This window comes from Sulfitobacter aestuarii, from assembly GCF_042685005.1.
GTDB classification, from domain to species: Bacteria; Pseudomonadota; Alphaproteobacteria; order Rhodobacterales; family Rhodobacteraceae; genus Sulfitobacter; species Sulfitobacter aestuarii.
The window spans coordinates 23,886-40,192 of the sequence record NZ_JBHUMP010000019.1 but is presented as its reverse complement, the minus strand read 5'-3'; the positions used below and the strand labels follow the sequence as shown (position 1 = coordinate 40,192).

15 protein-coding genes and 1 pseudogene are annotated in these 16,307 nt (G+C 63.8%); 5 read left to right on the top strand and 11 right to left on the bottom strand.

Annotation, left to right across the window (positions count from 1 at the left end):
* Positions 1–66: 66 nt before the first annotated feature.
* From ACFSUD_RS16750 to ACFSUD_RS16740, 3 genes are all read left to right on the top strand, one after another.
* Complete coding sequence (locus tag ACFSUD_RS16750; RefSeq protein WP_386375654.1) at positions 67–1,173, top strand: extracellular solute-binding protein; 1,107 nt, start codon at positions 67–69, stop codon at positions 1,171–1,173.
* Between the two features lie 93 nt (positions 1,174–1,266).
* Positions 1,267–2,973 carry an ABC transporter permease gene (locus ACFSUD_RS16745; RefSeq protein WP_386375653.1) on the top strand — a complete coding sequence of 569 codons (1,707 nt, stop codon included), beginning with the start codon at positions 1,267–1,269 and terminating at the stop codon, positions 2,971–2,973.
* A gap of 2 nt (positions 2,974–2,975) precedes the next feature.
* Positions 2,976–4,154 carry an ABC transporter permease gene (locus ACFSUD_RS16740; protein WP_386375652.1) on the top strand — a complete coding sequence of 393 codons (1,179 nt, stop codon included), beginning with the start codon at positions 2,976–2,978 and terminating at the stop codon, positions 4,152–4,154.
* Positions 4,155–4,231: 77 nt separating this feature from the next.
* Here ACFSUD_RS16740 and ACFSUD_RS16735 read toward each other — a convergent pair whose 3' ends face one another.
* The 8 genes from ACFSUD_RS16735 to dapD all read right to left on the bottom strand — a co-directional run bounded on the left by ACFSUD_RS16735 (position 4,232) and on the right by dapD (position 11,806).
* Entirely contained in the window at positions 4,232–5,539 is a 1,308-nt protein-coding gene (locus ACFSUD_RS16735) for a lytic murein transglycosylase (RefSeq protein WP_386375651.1), read from the bottom strand.
* Positions 5,540–5,638: 99 nt separating this feature from the next.
* Positions 5,639–7,873 carry a ribonuclease R gene (gene rnr, locus ACFSUD_RS16730; protein ID WP_386375650.1) on the bottom strand — a complete coding sequence of 745 codons (2,235 nt, stop codon included), beginning with the start codon at positions 7,871–7,873 and terminating at the stop codon, positions 5,639–5,641.
* Complete coding sequence (locus tag ACFSUD_RS16725; RefSeq protein WP_386375649.1) at positions 7,870–8,478, bottom strand: TIGR04282 family arsenosugar biosynthesis glycosyltransferase; 609 nt, start codon at positions 8,476–8,478, stop codon at positions 7,870–7,872. The genes rnr and ACFSUD_RS16725 overlap by 4 nt, the downstream gene beginning before the upstream one ends.
* Positions 8,475–8,897, bottom strand: coding sequence for a GNAT family N-acetyltransferase (locus ACFSUD_RS16720; RefSeq protein ID WP_386375648.1), 423 nt, complete (start codon positions 8,895–8,897; stop codon positions 8,475–8,477). Before ACFSUD_RS16720 ends, ACFSUD_RS16725 begins: the two co-directional genes overlap by 4 nt.
* Positions 8,894–10,039 carry a succinyl-diaminopimelate desuccinylase gene (gene dapE / locus ACFSUD_RS16715; RefSeq protein WP_386375647.1) on the bottom strand — a complete coding sequence of 382 codons (1,146 nt, stop codon included), beginning with the start codon at positions 10,037–10,039 and terminating at the stop codon, positions 8,894–8,896. Before dapE ends, ACFSUD_RS16720 begins: the two co-directional genes overlap by 4 nt.
* A 179-nt stretch (positions 10,040–10,218) precedes the next feature.
* Complete coding sequence (locus tag ACFSUD_RS16710; protein ID WP_386375646.1) at positions 10,219–10,557, bottom strand: hypothetical protein; 339 nt, start codon at positions 10,555–10,557, stop codon at positions 10,219–10,221.
* Between the two features lie 62 nt (positions 10,558–10,619).
* Positions 10,620–10,874 (bottom strand): GlsB/YeaQ/YmgE family stress response membrane protein, encoded by a 255-nt coding sequence (locus ACFSUD_RS16705; RefSeq protein ID WP_386375645.1) that lies wholly within the window; start codon positions 10,872–10,874, stop codon positions 10,620–10,622.
* 104 nt (positions 10,875–10,978) lie between these two features.
* Positions 10,979–11,806, bottom strand: coding sequence for a 2,3,4,5-tetrahydropyridine-2,6-dicarboxylate N-succinyltransferase (gene dapD, locus ACFSUD_RS16700; protein WP_386375644.1), 828 nt, complete (start codon positions 11,804–11,806; stop codon positions 10,979–10,981).
* Positions 11,807–12,036: 230 nt separating this feature from the next.
* On the opposite strand from dapD, the gene ACFSUD_RS16695 reads away from it, so the two are divergent.
* On the top strand, positions 12,037–12,891 hold the full coding sequence (locus ACFSUD_RS16695; RefSeq protein ID WP_386375643.1) for an LOG family protein: 855 nt from the start codon (positions 12,037–12,039) through the stop codon (positions 12,889–12,891).
* A gap of 38 nt (positions 12,892–12,929) precedes the next feature.
* On the opposite strand, the gene rlmN is transcribed toward ACFSUD_RS16695, so the two are convergent.
* Positions 12,930–14,123, bottom strand: a complete 1,194-nt coding sequence (rlmN, locus tag ACFSUD_RS16690) for a 23S rRNA (adenine(2503)-C(2))-methyltransferase RlmN (RefSeq protein WP_386375642.1) — start codon at positions 14,121–14,123, stop codon at positions 12,930–12,932.
* Positions 14,124–14,235: 112 nt separating this feature from the next.
* The gene (locus ACFSUD_RS16685) at positions 14,236–14,766 is read right to left on the bottom strand and encodes an invasion associated locus B family protein (protein ID WP_386375641.1); all 531 of its coding nucleotides are present in this window, start codon (positions 14,764–14,766) and stop codon (positions 14,236–14,238) included.
* Between the two features lie 179 nt (positions 14,767–14,945).
* Here ACFSUD_RS16685 and ACFSUD_RS16680 point away from each other — a divergent pair, with 179 nt between their 5' ends.
* On the top strand, positions 14,946–15,926 hold the full coding sequence (locus tag ACFSUD_RS16680) for an asparaginase (RefSeq protein ID WP_386375640.1): 981 nt from the start codon (positions 14,946–14,948) through the stop codon (positions 15,924–15,926).
* A 16-nt stretch (positions 15,927–15,942) separates the two neighbouring features.
* Here ACFSUD_RS16680 and ACFSUD_RS16675 read toward each other — a convergent pair.
* Positions 15,943–16,256 (bottom strand): annotated as a pseudogene (locus ACFSUD_RS16675) (YciI family protein).
* Positions 16,257–16,307 lie beyond the last annotated feature (51 nt).

Sequence of the window (16,307 nt, the reverse complement as noted above, 5' to 3'; positions counted from 1 at the left end):
GGCTGTGAAGAAGCCCGCCGTCACAGCTCGGATTATCCAAGCGGGTGAAATAAGGGAGAATACCGAATGAAACTGACCAATACGCTCATGGCCACCTCGGCACTGACCGTTGCAGCCGGGATGGCCTTTGCGGAATCGCACATGGTCGACGAGATGACCATCGTCAGCTGGGGCGGGGCCTATTCCAACTCGCAGCAGAAGGCCTATCACGAACCCTATATGGAGAAGACCGGCGTCAAGATCATCAACGATGAATCCTCCAACGAGGCGGTCTCCAAGCTGCGCGCGATGAAGGAAGCCGGCAATGTCACCTGGGACGTGGTGGACGTGGTAGCTTCCGACGCACTGCGGCTCTGCGACGAAGGTCTGGCGATGGAGATCGACCCGGACACCATGCTGGCCGATGCGCCGGACGGCACCAAGGCGTCGGAAGATTTCGGCGACCTGCTGGTCGGCGACTGCTTCATTCCGCAGATCGTCTATTCCACCACCGTGGGCTACCGCACCGACCTGGTCGGCGATACGCCCCCGACCGACATCTGCGCGCTGTTCGACACCGAGACCTATCCCGGCAAGCGCAGCCTCGAGAAACGTCCGATCAACAACATGGAATGGGCCCTGATCTGCGACGGCGTTGCGAAGGAAGAGGTCTATGACGTGCTCGAGACCCCGGAAGGTCAGCAGCAGGCGCTCGACAAGCTGGAAACCATCAAGGACGACGTCGTCTGGTGGTCCGCCGGTGCCGACACGCCGCAGCTTCTGGCCGATGGCGAAGTCATCATGGGTTCGACCTACAACGGTCGTCTGTTCAGCCTGATCGAAGAGCAGGACCAGCCGGTTGCGATGCTCTGGGATGCGCAGGTCTTCGACCTCGATGGCTGGATCATCCCCGCCGACCTGCCGGAGGACCGCAAGGCCCGCGCGCTCGACTTCATCATGTTCGCGACGGATACCCAGCGTCTGGCGGATCAGGCCGCCTATATTTCCTACGGTCCGGCCCGGAAATCCTCCGCGCCGCTGGTCGGCAAGCATGCCGATCTCGGAATCGACATGGCGCCGCATATGCCGACCGATCCGGAAAACGCCAAGAACACGTTCCTCTACAACTACGAGTTCTGGGCCGACTACCGTGACGACATCGACGCCAAGTTCCAGGCGTGGCTGGCACAATAAGCGCCACCGGAAAGGGGCCCTCGTGGCCCCTTTCACCCCTTTTATTCGTTAGTAACTTTTCCTTCCCTGACCGACCCAGCCTGCGAGGCCCACATGAGTGACGTGACAGACGCAACCACAGCCAAGCGAGCGCCGACGCCCGATGACGCGCTGCGCATGGCCGATGCCCAGGCCAAGGGCCCGGTCCTCGCCGCCGACGGCACACCGCTCAAACGCTCACTCAACCGTGCGCTCAGAATGCAGAAGATGCGCGCGCTGATGCTGATCGCGCCGCTTCTGATCTTTGTCCTGCTCACCTTCATCGCGCCGATCGCCGACATGCTGTTCCGCTCGGTCGAGAATGACATCGTGTCCAACACCCTGCCGCGCACCACCGTGGCGCTCGCCGATTGGGACCCTGACAGCAGCGAAGTGCCGGGTGACGCGGTGTTCAAGGCGCTTTACGAAGACATGTTCATCGCTCAGGAGGGCAAGACCCATACCGTGCTCGGCGGACGGCTGAACTACGAGCTGACCGGCATGTCCTCCCTGTTCCGCAAATCCGGCCGCAAGGTCGAGGACATGGGCGAGGTCTATCAGGACCAGTTCGAAGACCTGAACGCCTATTGGAAGGACGGCGAGAACTGGAACAAGATGATGGGTTCGGACAGCTGGCTGGAAGACATGGCCACCTGGGATCCGGCCACCGGCGATCGCCAGCCGCGTTTCGAGATCCGTGAAGGGATCGAGGAGATCCTGCCGGAGACCGCCGCCAAATTCCGCGTCTTTGCGAATTTCGTGCAGAATGTCGACGAGGACAATCTCGCCAAGGAAGATCCCTGGGCGCTGGTCTATTCGGCGCTCTATGACGACCTCAGCGGCACTTCCGAAGCCCAGCTCAGCGGTTACGCGGGCCCCGGCGCCGCCGAATTGGCCGAAGCCGCCGCAGCGGTCGGCACGTTCGAGACCGTCGATTACAAGGCCGCCTTCGATGATATCGACAAGGACTGGCTGACCCCCGAGGTCTGGGAAACGATCCGCATCAACTCGCCGAAACTGACCAGCGGCTATTTCCTCAACGCCATCGACATGCAACGCACCGTTGACGGGGTCGAGATGCGCCCGGAAAACCAACAGCTCTATCTCAAGCTGTTCTGGCGCACGCTGGTGATGTCGCTGACGATCACCGCCTCCTGCATCCTGCTCGGTTACCCGGTCGCCTGGCTGCTGGCCAACCTGCCGGCCCGAACCGCCAACCTGCTGATGATCCTGGTGCTGCTGCCCTTCTGGACCTCGCTGCTGGTGCGTACCAGCGCCTGGAAGGTGATGCTCCAGCAGCAGGGGGTGATCAACGACACGCTGGTCTGGCTCGGCCTCGTGGACACCGCCAACCGTCTGGTGCTGATCAACAACCAGACCGGCACGATCATCGCCATGACCCATATTCTGCTGCCCTTCATGATTCTGCCGCTCTACTCGGTGATGCAGACCATCCCGCCAAGCTACCTGCGCGCCGCCAAGAGCCTGGGTGCGACCAACTGGACAGCGTTCTGGCGGGTCTATTTCCCGCAATCGGTGCCCGGCATCGGGGCGGGGTCGATCCTCGTGTTCATCCTGGCGATCGGCTATTACATCACGCCGGAAATCGTCGGCGGTACCTCGGGTACCTTCATCTCGAACCGGATCGCCTATCACATCTCGCAATCGCTGAACTGGGGTCTGGCCGCTGCACTGGGCAGCATCCTGCTCGCGGCTGTGCTGCTGCTCTATTATGCCTATGACAAGATCGTGGGCATCGACAACGTCAAGCTGGGAGGTTGATCATGGCCGCACTGACACCCATTTCACGCACATCCGCCTCCTTTTATGCCTCGGTCGTTGCCGCCTTCGGCGCCTTTGCCGGGCTCTTGGTCGGCACCGCGCAGGGCAACGGCCTCATCGGGCTGATCCTCGGGGCGGTTATCATGGGCGCGCTGGCCTATGTGCTCGCCGAACTGCTCGGCAACGAGAAGCTCGGGCGCTACGGGCTGGTGCTCGTCATGGCGATTGGCGGCTTCCTGATCGGCGGCATCCCGGCTGCGATCATCGGCGGGTTGTTCGGATTGTTCTTCGGCTGGCTGATCTTCTGGCTCTACGAGGGACGCTACCGGGCCAAGCTGGTGCCCTATCTGACCCCCGGTCAGGTGCTGTGGCATTATGCTTTCCGGGTAATCTGCGGCGCCATCCTCGTCTTCCTGATCACCCCGATCCTGGTGGTCATGCCGCTCAGCTTCAACGCCGAGAATTTCTTCACCTTCACGCCGGAAATGCTGCGTTTCGACCCCGAGGGCTATTCGCTGAAGCATTACCGTGACTTCTTCAACAACCCGGACTGGCAGCAGGCGGTGCGCAACTCGATCCAGATCGCCCCGGTCGCGACGCTGCTCTCCGTCGGCTTCGGCACCCTCGCCGCGATCGGGTTGAGCCAGCCACATGTGCCCTTCCGCCGCGCCATCATGGCGATCCTGATCTCGCCGATGATCGTGCCGCTGATCATCTCGGCCGCGGGGATGTATTTCTTCTACAGCCGCATCGGCCTGCAGGGCACCTATATCGGCGTGGTCCTCGCCCATGCCGCGCTCGGCATTCCCTTCGTGATCATCACCGTTACCGCGACACTGGTCGGTTTTGACCGCTCGCTCACCCGCGCCGCGGCCAATATGGGCGCCAACCCGGTTACCACCTTCTTCCGGGTACAGATGCCGCTGATCATGCCGGGCGTGATCTCCGGCGGTCTCTTCGCCTTCATCACCTCCTTTGACGAGGTGGTCGTGGTGCTCTTCGTCGGTTCGGCCGGTCAGAAGACCCTGCCCTGGCAGATGTTCACCGGCCTGCGCGAGCAGATCAGCCCGACGATCCTCGCGGTGGCGACGATATTGGTCGGGATCTCCATCTGCCTGCTGACCGTTGTCGAGATGCTGCGCCGCCGTTCCGAACGGCTGCGCGGCCTGTCGCCGGGCTGAGCGGATCCTCGGAAATGCGAAAAGGAAGCGCCGGGAGCAGAATATGCTCCCGGCGCTTTCATGTCAGGGGGGCGCTGTCAGCCTTCGCGCAGCCGTTCCAGCAGGCGCAGCGAGGCATAGCCGTCGGGCACCATCCCGCGCGCCTGCTGATACCGGCGCACGGCATTGATCGTCAGCGGCCCGATCCGCGCATCGATCTTTTCCGTATCGAAACCGGCATCGGTCAGCCGCGTCTGCAGTTCGATCCGCTCGTCATAGCTCAATGCCCGGTCATCGCGCGGCCAGTCGGAACGGATCTTTTCGCCACCCGCGATCCGGTCGCTCAGATGTCCGACCCCAATCACATAGGCATCCGCGGTATTGTAGCGCTCGATCACCGCGAAATTGTCGAAGATCAGAAAGGCCGCCCCGGCAGCACCGCCGGGCAACAACAGCGAGGCCTCGCCATGATCCGCCACCAGCTTGCCATGGATGTCCCGCACTCCCAGCGCCGCCCAGTCGCCCGGGCTCTTCTTGATGCTGCGGTCGGCCAGCAGGTAATCGAAATCTTCCGGCAGGATCACCTCGACGCCCCAGGGCTGGCCCGCGGTCCAGCCAAAATGTTTCAGATAGGCCGCGGTCGAGGCCAGGGCATCGCTCGGATCGTCGCCCCAGATGTCGCGCCGCCCGTCGCCGGTAAAATCCACCGCATGGGCCAGATAGGACGATGGCATGAATTGCGTATGCCCCATCGCCCCGGCCCAGCTTCCGGTCATCCGGCTGCGGGAGGTATCGCCGCTCTGCAGAATCTTCAACACGCCGAGCAGTTCGCCCTCGAAAAACGCGGCGCGGCGCGCGTCATAGGCCAGCGTCGCCAGCGCATCGACCACGAGGTTGCCGCCGCGATAGCTGCCATAGGCGCTTTCAAGCCCCCAGATCGCGGTGACCACCTCTTTCTCGACCCCGTATTGCGCCTCGATCCGCGTCAGGGTGCGTTCATGCTGCGCCAGCGCCGCGCGACCGTTCTTGACCCGGAGTTCGGATGTCGCGGTTTCGAGGTAATCCCAGATCGTCTTGGTGAATTCCGACTGATTGCGGTCGCGGCGGATCACGTCGGGTTCATACCGCGCCGAGCCGAGCGCCTGATCGAAGGTCTGCGCGCTGATCCCCTGCGCCAGCGCCCTTTCCCGGAAGGCGGCGATCCAACGCTCCAGCCCCTCTTGCGAACCATCGCTGGCGGCTTCGGAGGCCGCGACGACAGGCTTCGCCGGTGCGCCGGCGCTGACCTGCGTGGCATCTCCCGCCCGGGTCACCGGGCGCAGCGAGCTGCCAAGCTCCGCCGCCGCCGCGCCGCTCGCCAGCAGGGCGCCGCTGATTGTCAGGATCGTCCACGGAATACGTCGCATCGCTTGCCCCCTCGGTTCGCGTTTTCCGAAGCCTAACCGCGATTCTGTGGCGCAAAAAGGCCGATGCGCGGCTTCCGCGAAGTGTTGCCGATCGACGATTCAGCGGCGGCTTCTGGTGACCTTGCGCTTGGCCTTTACCCCCTTGCGTCGCGGACTGCGCCCCGCCGGGGATTGCCGCCCCTGCGCGATCTTGGCGCCCTCGATCTCGATCAGTTCCAGCGCGATGCCCCCGGTGACCGGCACCGCCTCGGCAAGCCGCACGGTGACCCGTTGGCCGAGGCCGATGATCGTGCCGCTGTCCGAGCCCATCAGCGTCTGGGATTCAGCGTCATGCACGAAATATTCACGCCCCAGCGCCCGCATCGGCAGCAGACCGTCGGCCCCCGTCTCGTCAAGCTTCACGAAGGCCCCGAACCGGGCGATGCCGCTGATCCGCCCGGTGAACTCGTTGCCCACCCGTTCGGAGAGATAGGCGGCGAGATAGCGGTCGGTCGTGTCCCGCTCGGCCATCATCGAGCGGCGCTCGGTATCCGAGATATGCGCGCCGGTCTGTTCCAGATCCTCGATCGCCTCGGGACTGAGACCATCCTTGCCCCAGCCATGCGCGGTGATCAGCGCCCGATGCACGATCAGGTCGGCATAGCGTCGGATCGGCGAGGTGAAATGGGCATAGGACCGCAGGGCCAGGCCAAAATGCCCCAGATGCTGCGGCCCGTAATAGGCCTGGGTCATCGAGCGCAGGGTCGAGAGATTGATGAGCTCGGCATCATCGCTTCCCGCCGCATCGTTCAACAGCTTGTTGAGATGCGCGGTCTGCAGCACCTGCCCCTTGGCCAGGGTGAATCCGGCTGCCTGGGCGGTCTCGCGCAGGGCCTCGAGCTTTTCCGGTGTCGGCTCCTCATGGATACGGAACAGCAACGGTACCTTCTTGGCCAGCAAGGTCTCGGCGGCCGCGACATTGGCCAGCACCATCAGCTCCTCGATCAGGCGATGCGCATCGAGCCTTTCGCGGAAGTTGATCGACTTGACCTTGCCGTCCGCGCCCAGTTCGACGCGCCGTTCCGGCAGATCGAGGTCGAGCGGCTGGCGACGCGCACGCGCCGCCTTCAACGCGCCATAGGCGGCATAGAGCGGTTTCAGGATCGGCTCCAGCAGCGACCCCGTCCGGTCATTCGGATTGCCGTCGATCGCGTCCTGCACCTCTTCGTAATGCAGCGAGGCAGGGGAACGCATCAGCCCGCGATGGAAACTGTGACCGAGCTTTTCGCCCTTGGCATCCAGCACCATGCGCACCGCGATACAGGCACGCGGCACGCCCTCGTGCAGGCTGCAGAGATCGCCCGACAGCCGGTCCGGCAGCATCGGCACCACGCGATCGGGGAAATAGGTGGAATTGCCGCGTTTGCGCGCCTCGCGGTCGAGCGCCGAGCCGGGCGTCACATACCCGGCGACATCGGCGATGGCGACCCAGACCACGTGACCGCCCTCGTTTTTCGGGTCCTCGTCGGCATGGGCATAACAGGCGTCGTCATGATCGCGCGCGTCCGATGGATCGATGGTGATCAGCGGCAGATCGCGCAGGTCTTCGCGGCCCTTGAGCCCCATCGGCTTGGCGGCATCGGCTTCGGCAATCACATCGTCCGGGAAATCGTCGGGAATGCCGTGTTGATGGATGGCAATCAGCGACACGGCCTTCGGCGCGGAGGGGTCGCCCAGCCGCTCGATGATCCGCGCGCGCGGCAGGCCCATCCGCGCCTTCGGCCCGGCCTGTTCGGCCTCGACCAACTCGCCGTCCTGTGCGCCATGCGTGGCGTCCCGCCCGACCATCCATTCCAGATCGGCGCCCTTGTCGATCGGCACGATCCTTCCACCCTCTTCACCCTTGCGAAAAATTCCCAGCACCTTCTTCGGATTGGTGCCGATGCGGCGGATCAGCCGCGACTCGTAATGATGATCCTCGCCGGTGACCTGGGTCAGCCGCGCCAGTATCCTGTCGCCCTCGCCCAGCGCCGGATCGGAAGCGCGCGGCAGAACGAGCACGACAGGCTCGACCCCCTCGCCATGCCATTCCAGCGGCTTTGCGAAAAGATCGCCATTCCCGTCCGGCCCGGTCACCAGCAGCACCGAGACCGGCGGCAGCCGGTCGGGATCCTGATAGCTGCGCTTGCGCTTTTCGAGATGCCCCTCGGCCTCCAGCTCTTTCAGCAGGCGTTTGAGGTCGATCCGCGCCGCGCCCTTGATGCCGAAGGCCTTGGCAATGTCGCGTTTGGCGGTCAGGGTGGGGTTCTGAGTGACCCATTCGAGGATCTCGGCTTTGGAAGGTATTTTGCTCATACCTTTGAGGTAGCACGCACCCCGGGCGTCGTCATGGACAAATCGTCGATCGTGTCGACGTCGTGCAATTCCGCAACCTGCGCGATCCTGAATCCCGGCAGCGAAGCGATGGTGTCCTCCAGCGCATGGGGGCCAGACCAGCGCACATTGCGAAAAAGAGAGCGCGGCGCGGGGGCCCCATGTTTCAGACCGGCGAGCCAATAACCCCCGTCGCCCGCCGGGCCGAAGACCGCGTCATGCGCGCCGAGTGCCGCGAAGGCCTGCGCGATATGATAGCGCCTGATGCCGGGAATATCCGCCCCGATCACGCAGACCGGTCCGCTCCCGGCACGGCGCAGCATCCGGGCCATCCGCGCCCCGAGATCGCCTCTCCCCTGCGCCCAGCGTGGCAGATGCCCGGGCCAGACGCGGCTCTGCAGCCCGGCCCTGTCGGGTGTCACGGCCAGCGCCAGCCGCCAGCGCGGATCCTCGATGCGGCGCAGCAGGGCGGCGGATTGATGGCGAAACCACCAGGCGGCTTCGACCATGCCGATGTCGCGCCCCAGCCGCGTCTTGACCCGGCCCGGACGTGGCTCCTTCAGCATCACGACCAGTGTCGGTCTCAAAGCTCCCGCACCATGTCGCGATGCTCGATCCCGGCATCGAGATACACCGGACCCGTCGCGACGAAGCCGAGCTTCTCGTAGAACCCGAGCGCATGGATCTGCGCGCCAAGCTTTGCCCGGGCAACGCCGGTCTGTTCGCGCGCCACGTCCAGCGCTGCGCGGATCAACGCCGCGCCGAGCCCGGTGCCGCGATGCGATTTCAGGACACAGACCCGGCCGATCTTGGCGGTCTCTCCCTGCAGGATGATCCTCGCGCTGCCCACCGGGACCCCGCCCTCACGCGCCAGCAGATGCAGGGCGACCCCGTCCAGATCGTCGATCTCCTCGGCCTCGGGCACCTGCTGTTCCTCGATGAACACCACGCGGCGCAGGGCACGGCAGGCGGCGATGTCATCGCTCAGACCGATCTTGACGCTCATGCGAAATAATCGCGCAGGATGCGGGAATAGATCGCCTTGAGCTGCCGGATATGCGCGATCTGCACATGTTCATCGACCTGATGCATTGACTGCCCGACGAGGCCGAACTCGACCACCGGACAATGATGCTGCACGAAACGCGCATCCGATGTGCCGCCGCTGGTGGACAGCTCGGGCGTCACCCCCGTTTCCGCCGCCACGGCGCGCGAGACCAGATCCGAAAGCGGACCCGGCGGGGTGATGAAGCTCTCGCCGGAGATGGTAATCTGCAATCCGACTTCGATGGCGAATTCTGTCGCGACCTTGTCCGCCTCGGCCTGCAGCCAGCCCGACAGGCTGGCGCCGGAATGGGCGTCGTTGAACCGGATGTTGATGGTGGCGCTGCATTGGGCGGGGATCACATTGGTGGCCTTGTTGCCGGTATCGACGGTGACGACCGCGAGTGTCGAGGCATCGAAATGTTCGGTGCCCTGATCGAGCTCGTGGCTCGCCAGCCGGTCCATCAGGCGCATCATCGCAGGCAGCGGATTCTTGGCGCGGTGCGGATAGGCCGAATGTCCCTGTTTCCCGATCACACGGAAATGCGCGTTCATCGAGCCGCGCCGCCCGATCTTGATCATCTCGCCCATCCGCTCGGGACAGGTCGGCTCGCCCACGAGACAGACATCCATCCGCTCGCCCGCGGCGGTCATATAATCGAGCAGCGCCGTGGTGCCGTCCACCGCATCGCCTTCCTCGTCGCCGGTGATCGCCAGCACGATCGCGCCGTCGGGCGGCGTGTCGCGAACGAAATCCACCGCCGCGGCGACAAAGGCCGCGACGCCTGATTTCATGTCGGTGGTGCCCCGGCCATACATCACGCCGTCTTTGATCTCGGCCCCGAAAGGCGGCATCGTCCAATCCGCCTCATTGCCGATCGGCACCACATCGGTATGACCGTTGAACCCGAAAATCCGTTCGTTGCCCTTGCTGCCCCAACGCGCGAACAGGTTGCGCACCTCGCCGCGGTCGGCCCAGGCGCAATCGAAACCGGCTTCGCTCAGCAGCCTGTGCAGCAATTCGAGCGCGCCTGCCTCTACCGGGGTAACGGAGGCGCAGCGCACCAGCTTGGCGGTCAGGTCAACCGGGTCGAGATCAGACATTGGTGGCTCCTTTGGCGGCGGCATGTCGGTCTTGCTTCTGTCGCGAAAAAAGCGCGGCGGGGGTTTGGTTGCAAGCGAAATGCTTTGCGTGGCAGCCCCATCAAGTTCGGTGAGCACCCGTTCTGGACAGCCGTTCCGCGCGAGTGAGCGCTCTGACGCGCCCGCGGTCTTGCGAAAAATCAGTCGAAGAAAGGGGTCATCTGCGCGATAATCACCGAATTTTCCTCAAGTGCGCGCTGCATCAGGGCACGTTCCTCCGCGTCGATCTCCTGGCCATCGGCCTCGCGCTCTGAAAGCGTGCCATAGCCGGTTACGTCGAGCGGGTTGGTCTCCGCCTGTTTGAGAATCGCCACGGTCTCACGCACCGCTTCGGCCTCGTCGATACCGGAGGCGAAACACATCAGCGCCGCACCGGTCGCCTTGTCGGGCAGCCCATCGCCGTCCTTGCGGCCGATCTGGACCAACAGGGTATAGACCTGCTGACGCGAGGCTTTCTTAGGTTTTTTGGGATCGGACATGAAAAGGGCCACCGCATTTTAGATGCGGCAGCCCTATCCTGTTCCATCCGGTCTGAAAAGGGTCAGGCGCGCCCGCGTATCAATCTCGCGACCCAGATCAACAGACAGGCCCCGATCACACCGACAACCAGCTGACCGATCCAGCCGCCCAATGTGGCGTCGAAAATCAGCATGAAAATCCAGTTGGCAACCAGCGCCCCGATAATACCGAGGATGATGTTCATGATCAGCCCCATATCGGACTTCATGATCTTCTCAGCTATCCAACCAGCCAGGCCGCCGACGATAATCGCGGCAAACCACCCCAATCCCTCCATGATATCACTCCTTGTTCATATCGCAGGAGAAACTCACGAAAATGTAAGAAGTTCCCCCTCCGGCGCGTCAGACGCGCACCGGAGGGGGCATCGGGGGAATGCGGTCAGTCGCGCAGCAATTCGTTGATCGAGGTCTTGGAGCGGGTGCGCTCGTCGACGCGCTTCACGATCACGGCGCAATAGAGATTGACGTTGTTCTTGCTGGGCATCGACCCGGCCACGACCACCGACCCGGCGGGCACTTCGCCATACATGATCTCGCCGGTCTCGCGATCTACGATCTTGGTAGATTGGCCGATGAACACGCCCATGCCGAGCACCGAACCCTCGCGCACGATGCAGCCTTCGACCACTTCGGAGCGGGCTCCGATGAAGCAATTGTCCTCGATGATCGTCGGACCGGCCTGCATCGGCTCCAGGACACCGCCGATGCCGACGCCGCCGGAGAGATGCACGTTCTTGCCGATCTGGGCGCAGGAGCCGACGGTTGCCCAGGTATCGACCATGGTGCCTTCATCCACATGCGCGCCGAGGTTGACGAAAGAGGGCATCAACACCACGCCGGGCGCGATATAGGCGGAGCGGCGCACGACGCAGTTCGGCACGGCGCGGAAGCCTGCGGCTTTCCATTCCGCATCGCCCCAGCCCTTGAACTTGCTGTCCACCTTGTCCCACCAGCCGCCCCCCTGCGGGCCGCCTTCGTGATGCTCCATGTCCTTGATGCGGAAGCCGAGCAGCACCGCCTTCTTGGCCCATTGATTGACCTTCCAATCGCCGTCATCCTGTTTTTCGGCCACGCGCAGCTTGCCGCTGTCGAGCGCGTTCAGCGTCTCCTCGATGGCATCGCGGGTCTCGCCCGTGGTGGCCGAGGTGATCTGCTCGCGGGTCTCCCAGGCGGCCTCGATAGCGGTCTCGAGTTGGGCGTTGGACATTGTCTTGATCTCCGGCTGCTGAATTATGCGTTCCCAGCGCTATACAAGTCCGGGTGACGTCGCGCAATCTCCGAGGCGGCCGCGCTGCGGGCTCGGCTGCAAAAGGCCTGTTTTGACGAGGTTTTTACCAATCCACCCGGTGAATTTGCAAAAGCTGCGTGTCAATCCTGTCGATACGTTGCAGACTGGCGATAAAGGGATATGTCCCCCTAGCAGAACCGGAGTGCTTGATGAACGATGCCGCCCGCCACCCCTTGCGCAATGCCCATACCGACCGGGCCCAGGCCAAGGATGTGCCAGACACGCCGCAGACCCGCGCCCCGGCCTATCGTCTCGCCTTCACGGACGAGGATTTCATGTGTCGGCCCGAGCTGCGTCCGGTGCGGCTGCAGCTCGAATTGCTGAAACCGGAGCTGATGCTCGACGCGCATGGCATCACCTCGACCATCGTGCTGTTCGGCGGCGCGCGAATCCCGCCGCCCTCGCTCAAACATACGGCGCGAACCCAGACGCTGGCCGATCTGTCGAGCTTTTATGACGAAACCCGTGAATTCGCCCGGCTGATGACGCTGAAGTCGATGGAAAGCGATGGCTGCGAGAATGTCATCGTCACCGGCGGCGGGCCCGGCGTGATGGAAGCCGGCAACCGGGGCGCGGTCGATGCGGGCGGGCGTTCGATCGGGCTCAACATCGTGTTGCCTTTCGAGCAGGCGCCCAACGAATTCGTGACCCCGGACCTGTGCTTCAATTTCCATTATTTCGCGATCCGCAAGATGCATTTCCTGATGCGGGCCAAGGCGGTCTGCGTCTTCCCCGGCGGTTTCGGAACGATGGATGAATTGTTCGAGGCGCTGACATTGATCCAGACCGGACGGATGCAGCGCATCCCCTTCCTGCTGTTCGGCCGCGATTTCTGGGAAAAGATCATCAACTGGGACGCGCTGGCCGATGCCGGAACGATCTCGGCAGAGGATCTCGACCTGTTCCGCTTTGTCGAGACAGCGGACGAGGCGATGGAGCTGATCGAGAATTGGGACGTGGCACCGCCGCGTGAGGAAGTCCCGGGGCGTTCCACCCCGGCCTGACACGTCACCCGGCCCGCCCGAAGGCGGGTCGGCGCGCCCTATCCGGTCAGCCCGGCCTCTTCGGCGATCTGTTTGCGCGACTTGCGGGCGCGTTCGGTGGCCGATTTGAGCTGTCCACAAGCCGCCATGATATCCTCGCCACGCGGGGTGCGGATCGGGGAGGCGTAGCCAGCCTTGTAAATGATGTCGGCAAAGGCGCGGATGCGGTTGTTGGAAGACCGCTTGTAGGGCGCGCCGGGCCATTCGTTGAACGGGATCAGGTTGATCTTGGCCGGGATACCCCGGATCAGCTCAATCAGCCGATACGCGTCCTCGTCGCTGTCATTGACCCCCTGCAGCATCACGTATTCGAAGGTGATCCGCTCGGAATTGCTGACCTTGGGATAGGCGCGCAGCGCGTCGAGCAATTCCTCGATGTTCCAGCGCTTGTTGATCGGCACCAGCTTGTCGCGCACCTCGTCCGTGGTCGCGTGGAAGGATACCGCGAGCTGGCAGCCGATCTCGGCTGCGGTGCGGTGAATTTCGGGCACGACACCGGAGGTCGACAGGGTGATGCGCCGACGGCTGAGCTGAATGCCCTCGGCATCCATGGCGATCTTCATCGCGTCGCGCACATTCTCGAAATTGTACAGCGGCTCGCCCATGCCCATCAGCACGATGTTCGACAGCAGCCGCGTCTCGTCCTTCGGCGCGCCGATTTCAGGCCATTCGTCGAGATCGTCGCGCGCCACCATTACCTGACCGATGATTTCGGCAGCGGTGAGATTGCGCACCAGCTTCTGCGTGCCGGTATGACAGAAGGAACAGGTCAGCGTGCAGCCGACCTGACTGGAGACGCAGAGCGTACCGCGCCCCTCTTCGGGGATATAGACCACCTCGACCTCATGACCGCCCGCGATCCGCACGAGATATTTGCGGGTGCCGTCCTCGCTGACCTGACGGGTCACGACCTCGGGCACCTCGATCACGAACTGCTCCGCCAGCTGGGCGCGATAGCCCTTGGCGAGATTGGTCATGGAATCAAAATCGCGCACGCCCCATTGATAGATCCACTGCCAGATCTGGCCGACCCGCATCTTCGCCTGTTTTTCCGGCGTGCCATGGGCGATCAAGGTGTCGCGCATTGCCTCCCGGGTCAGGCCGACCAGATTGATCGGTCCGTCCGGCAGCTTGCGCGGCAGGGTCATCACATCCTGTGTGATGGGGGCGGAAACGGGGCCGGAGGCTGACATGACGAATCTCCAATAGCGGGGCAAGGCACCCCTATATAGGTGTTCGCGCCCAGATCAAAAGAAAACAGCCCCGCGAAAGCGAGGCTGCCGGGACGCTGCGCTGCGCAGGGGATCAGCCGCTGCAGCGTTTGGCGGCATCCTCGACCGCTGCGGTGAAGCCGAGCAGCGAAAACGTGTCCTTGGTCTGGGTGCCACGGCCGGACATCCCTGTCAGCACCGCATCGGCGCCGCTTTTCATCGCGGCGATGATCTTCCCGTCATCCTCGCTGGTCGCCGGCCAAGCCCATTCGCCTTCCGTGAACATCTCGTAGGAGGCGCCCGAAATATCGAGGCTGACGGTCGAACCCGAGGCGAAGGGATAGCCGCCGGTAAAGGCCACCTGACCCTTGGCCCCCGCCGAAGGGCGGTAGAAGACCATCAACAGGGTCTGGCCGCGATTCACCGCCACCACCCGGCCGTCCCGCGAATTGACCGATTCCTTCGGGGTCGAGACGCTCCAGCATTCGGTCGGGTTATCCTCGACGAATACGCTCCAGTCGGTTTTCGCCGCAACGCGATTCGTGCTCTGGTCCTGAGCCCAGGCCACACTCGCGATGCCTGCCGCGATCGCCGCTGCGAATCCAACCGTTTTCACTATTCCCATCTGTCCAGTCTCCAGCCGTCCTTGACCTCAATCACTACCCCAGACACCGTCCGGCTTGCCTTGCCGGGGCGCTCTCTTGCATGTGCCTGCAATCTCCTCGACAACAAACACAATAACGGCAAACACGCGACACACGAAACCCTGATTGGCAGGATTTCGCCCACGAAAAGGATGGAAAAATGACTGAGCCAGTCCCCTTCGCCGAAATCTGGCGCGGACCGTTTCTGGAAAGCGTGCACGCGGGTCATGCCGTCATCTGCGACGACAGCGGTGCCATCGTGCAAAGCTGGGGCGATCCGGACAAGGTGATCCTGCCGCGGTCCTCGGCGAAGATGATCCAGGGCCTGCCGCTGCTCACCTCCGGTGCCGCAGACAAGCTCGGCCTCGGGACCGAGCAGCTCGCCCTTGCCTGCGCCTCGCATCAGGGCGCTGCGATCCATACCGACAGGGTGGCGAACTGGCTCGACACCCTCGGCATGAGCGATGACGACTTTCGCTGCGGCCCGCAGGTGCCAGACGATCGCGCGGCACGGGAAGATCTGATCCGCGCGCATGAGACACCCTGCCAGATCCATAACAATTGCTCGGGAAAACATGCGGGTTTCCTGACGCTTGGCGCGCATCTCGGTGCCGGGCCCGACTATGTCGCGCCCGATCATCCGGTGCAGCGCGCCTGTCTCGAGGCTTTCGAGCGGGTCACCGGGGAAACGTCGCCGGGCTACGGAATCGACGGCTGTTCGGCGCCGAATTTTGCCTGCACGCTCAAGGGCATGGCCCGCGCGATGGCACATTTCGCCGCCGCGCCCGACGGTTCGCCGGAGGCGCGTCTGCATCAGGCGATGCGCCTGCATCCAGAACTCGTGGCGGGCGAACGGCGCGCCTGCACCGAGCTGATGCGCGCCATGGAGGGTCGTGTGGCGCTCAAGACCGGCGCCGAAGGGTTCTTCGTCGCGATCCTCCCGCACCGCAAGCTCGGCATCGCGCTGAAGGCCGCGGACGGGACCACCCGCGCCGCCGAATGCGCCATCGCCGCGCTGCTGGTGAAGCTCGGTGAGCTCGACGCCGCGCATCCGGCGACCCTGAAGCGGATGAACGCCCCGATCCACAACCGGCGCGGGATCGAGACCGGGATGATCAAACCGGCCGCCGCGCTCACCTGAGCCCGGTTCCAGACGCCTACATTTCGATCAGCGGCGCCACTTCGACGGTGCCGCTGTCATCGGCGACCAGCGGGCACCCCCCGCCATCTTGCAGGCCGCGTCGATATCCGCGGCGCGCACGATGGTGAAACCCGACAGGGGGTTGGCACCGCCATCATCAGTCACCTTGCTGGCCCCCACGGTCTTGGACATGCCCACCGGATTGCCCGGGTTGACGACGTTGTCGCCCATTTCTTCGTACCAGGATTTCCAGGCCTGCATGGCCTTCTCCCCCGCTTCGGGCGTGTCCGGCTTCTGACCGCCGTGATAGGCAAAAATGAACTCTGGCATGATTTCTCCTCCTCTGCGTGACATCGGGTGCTGCCGCGGGGCAGACCCGCG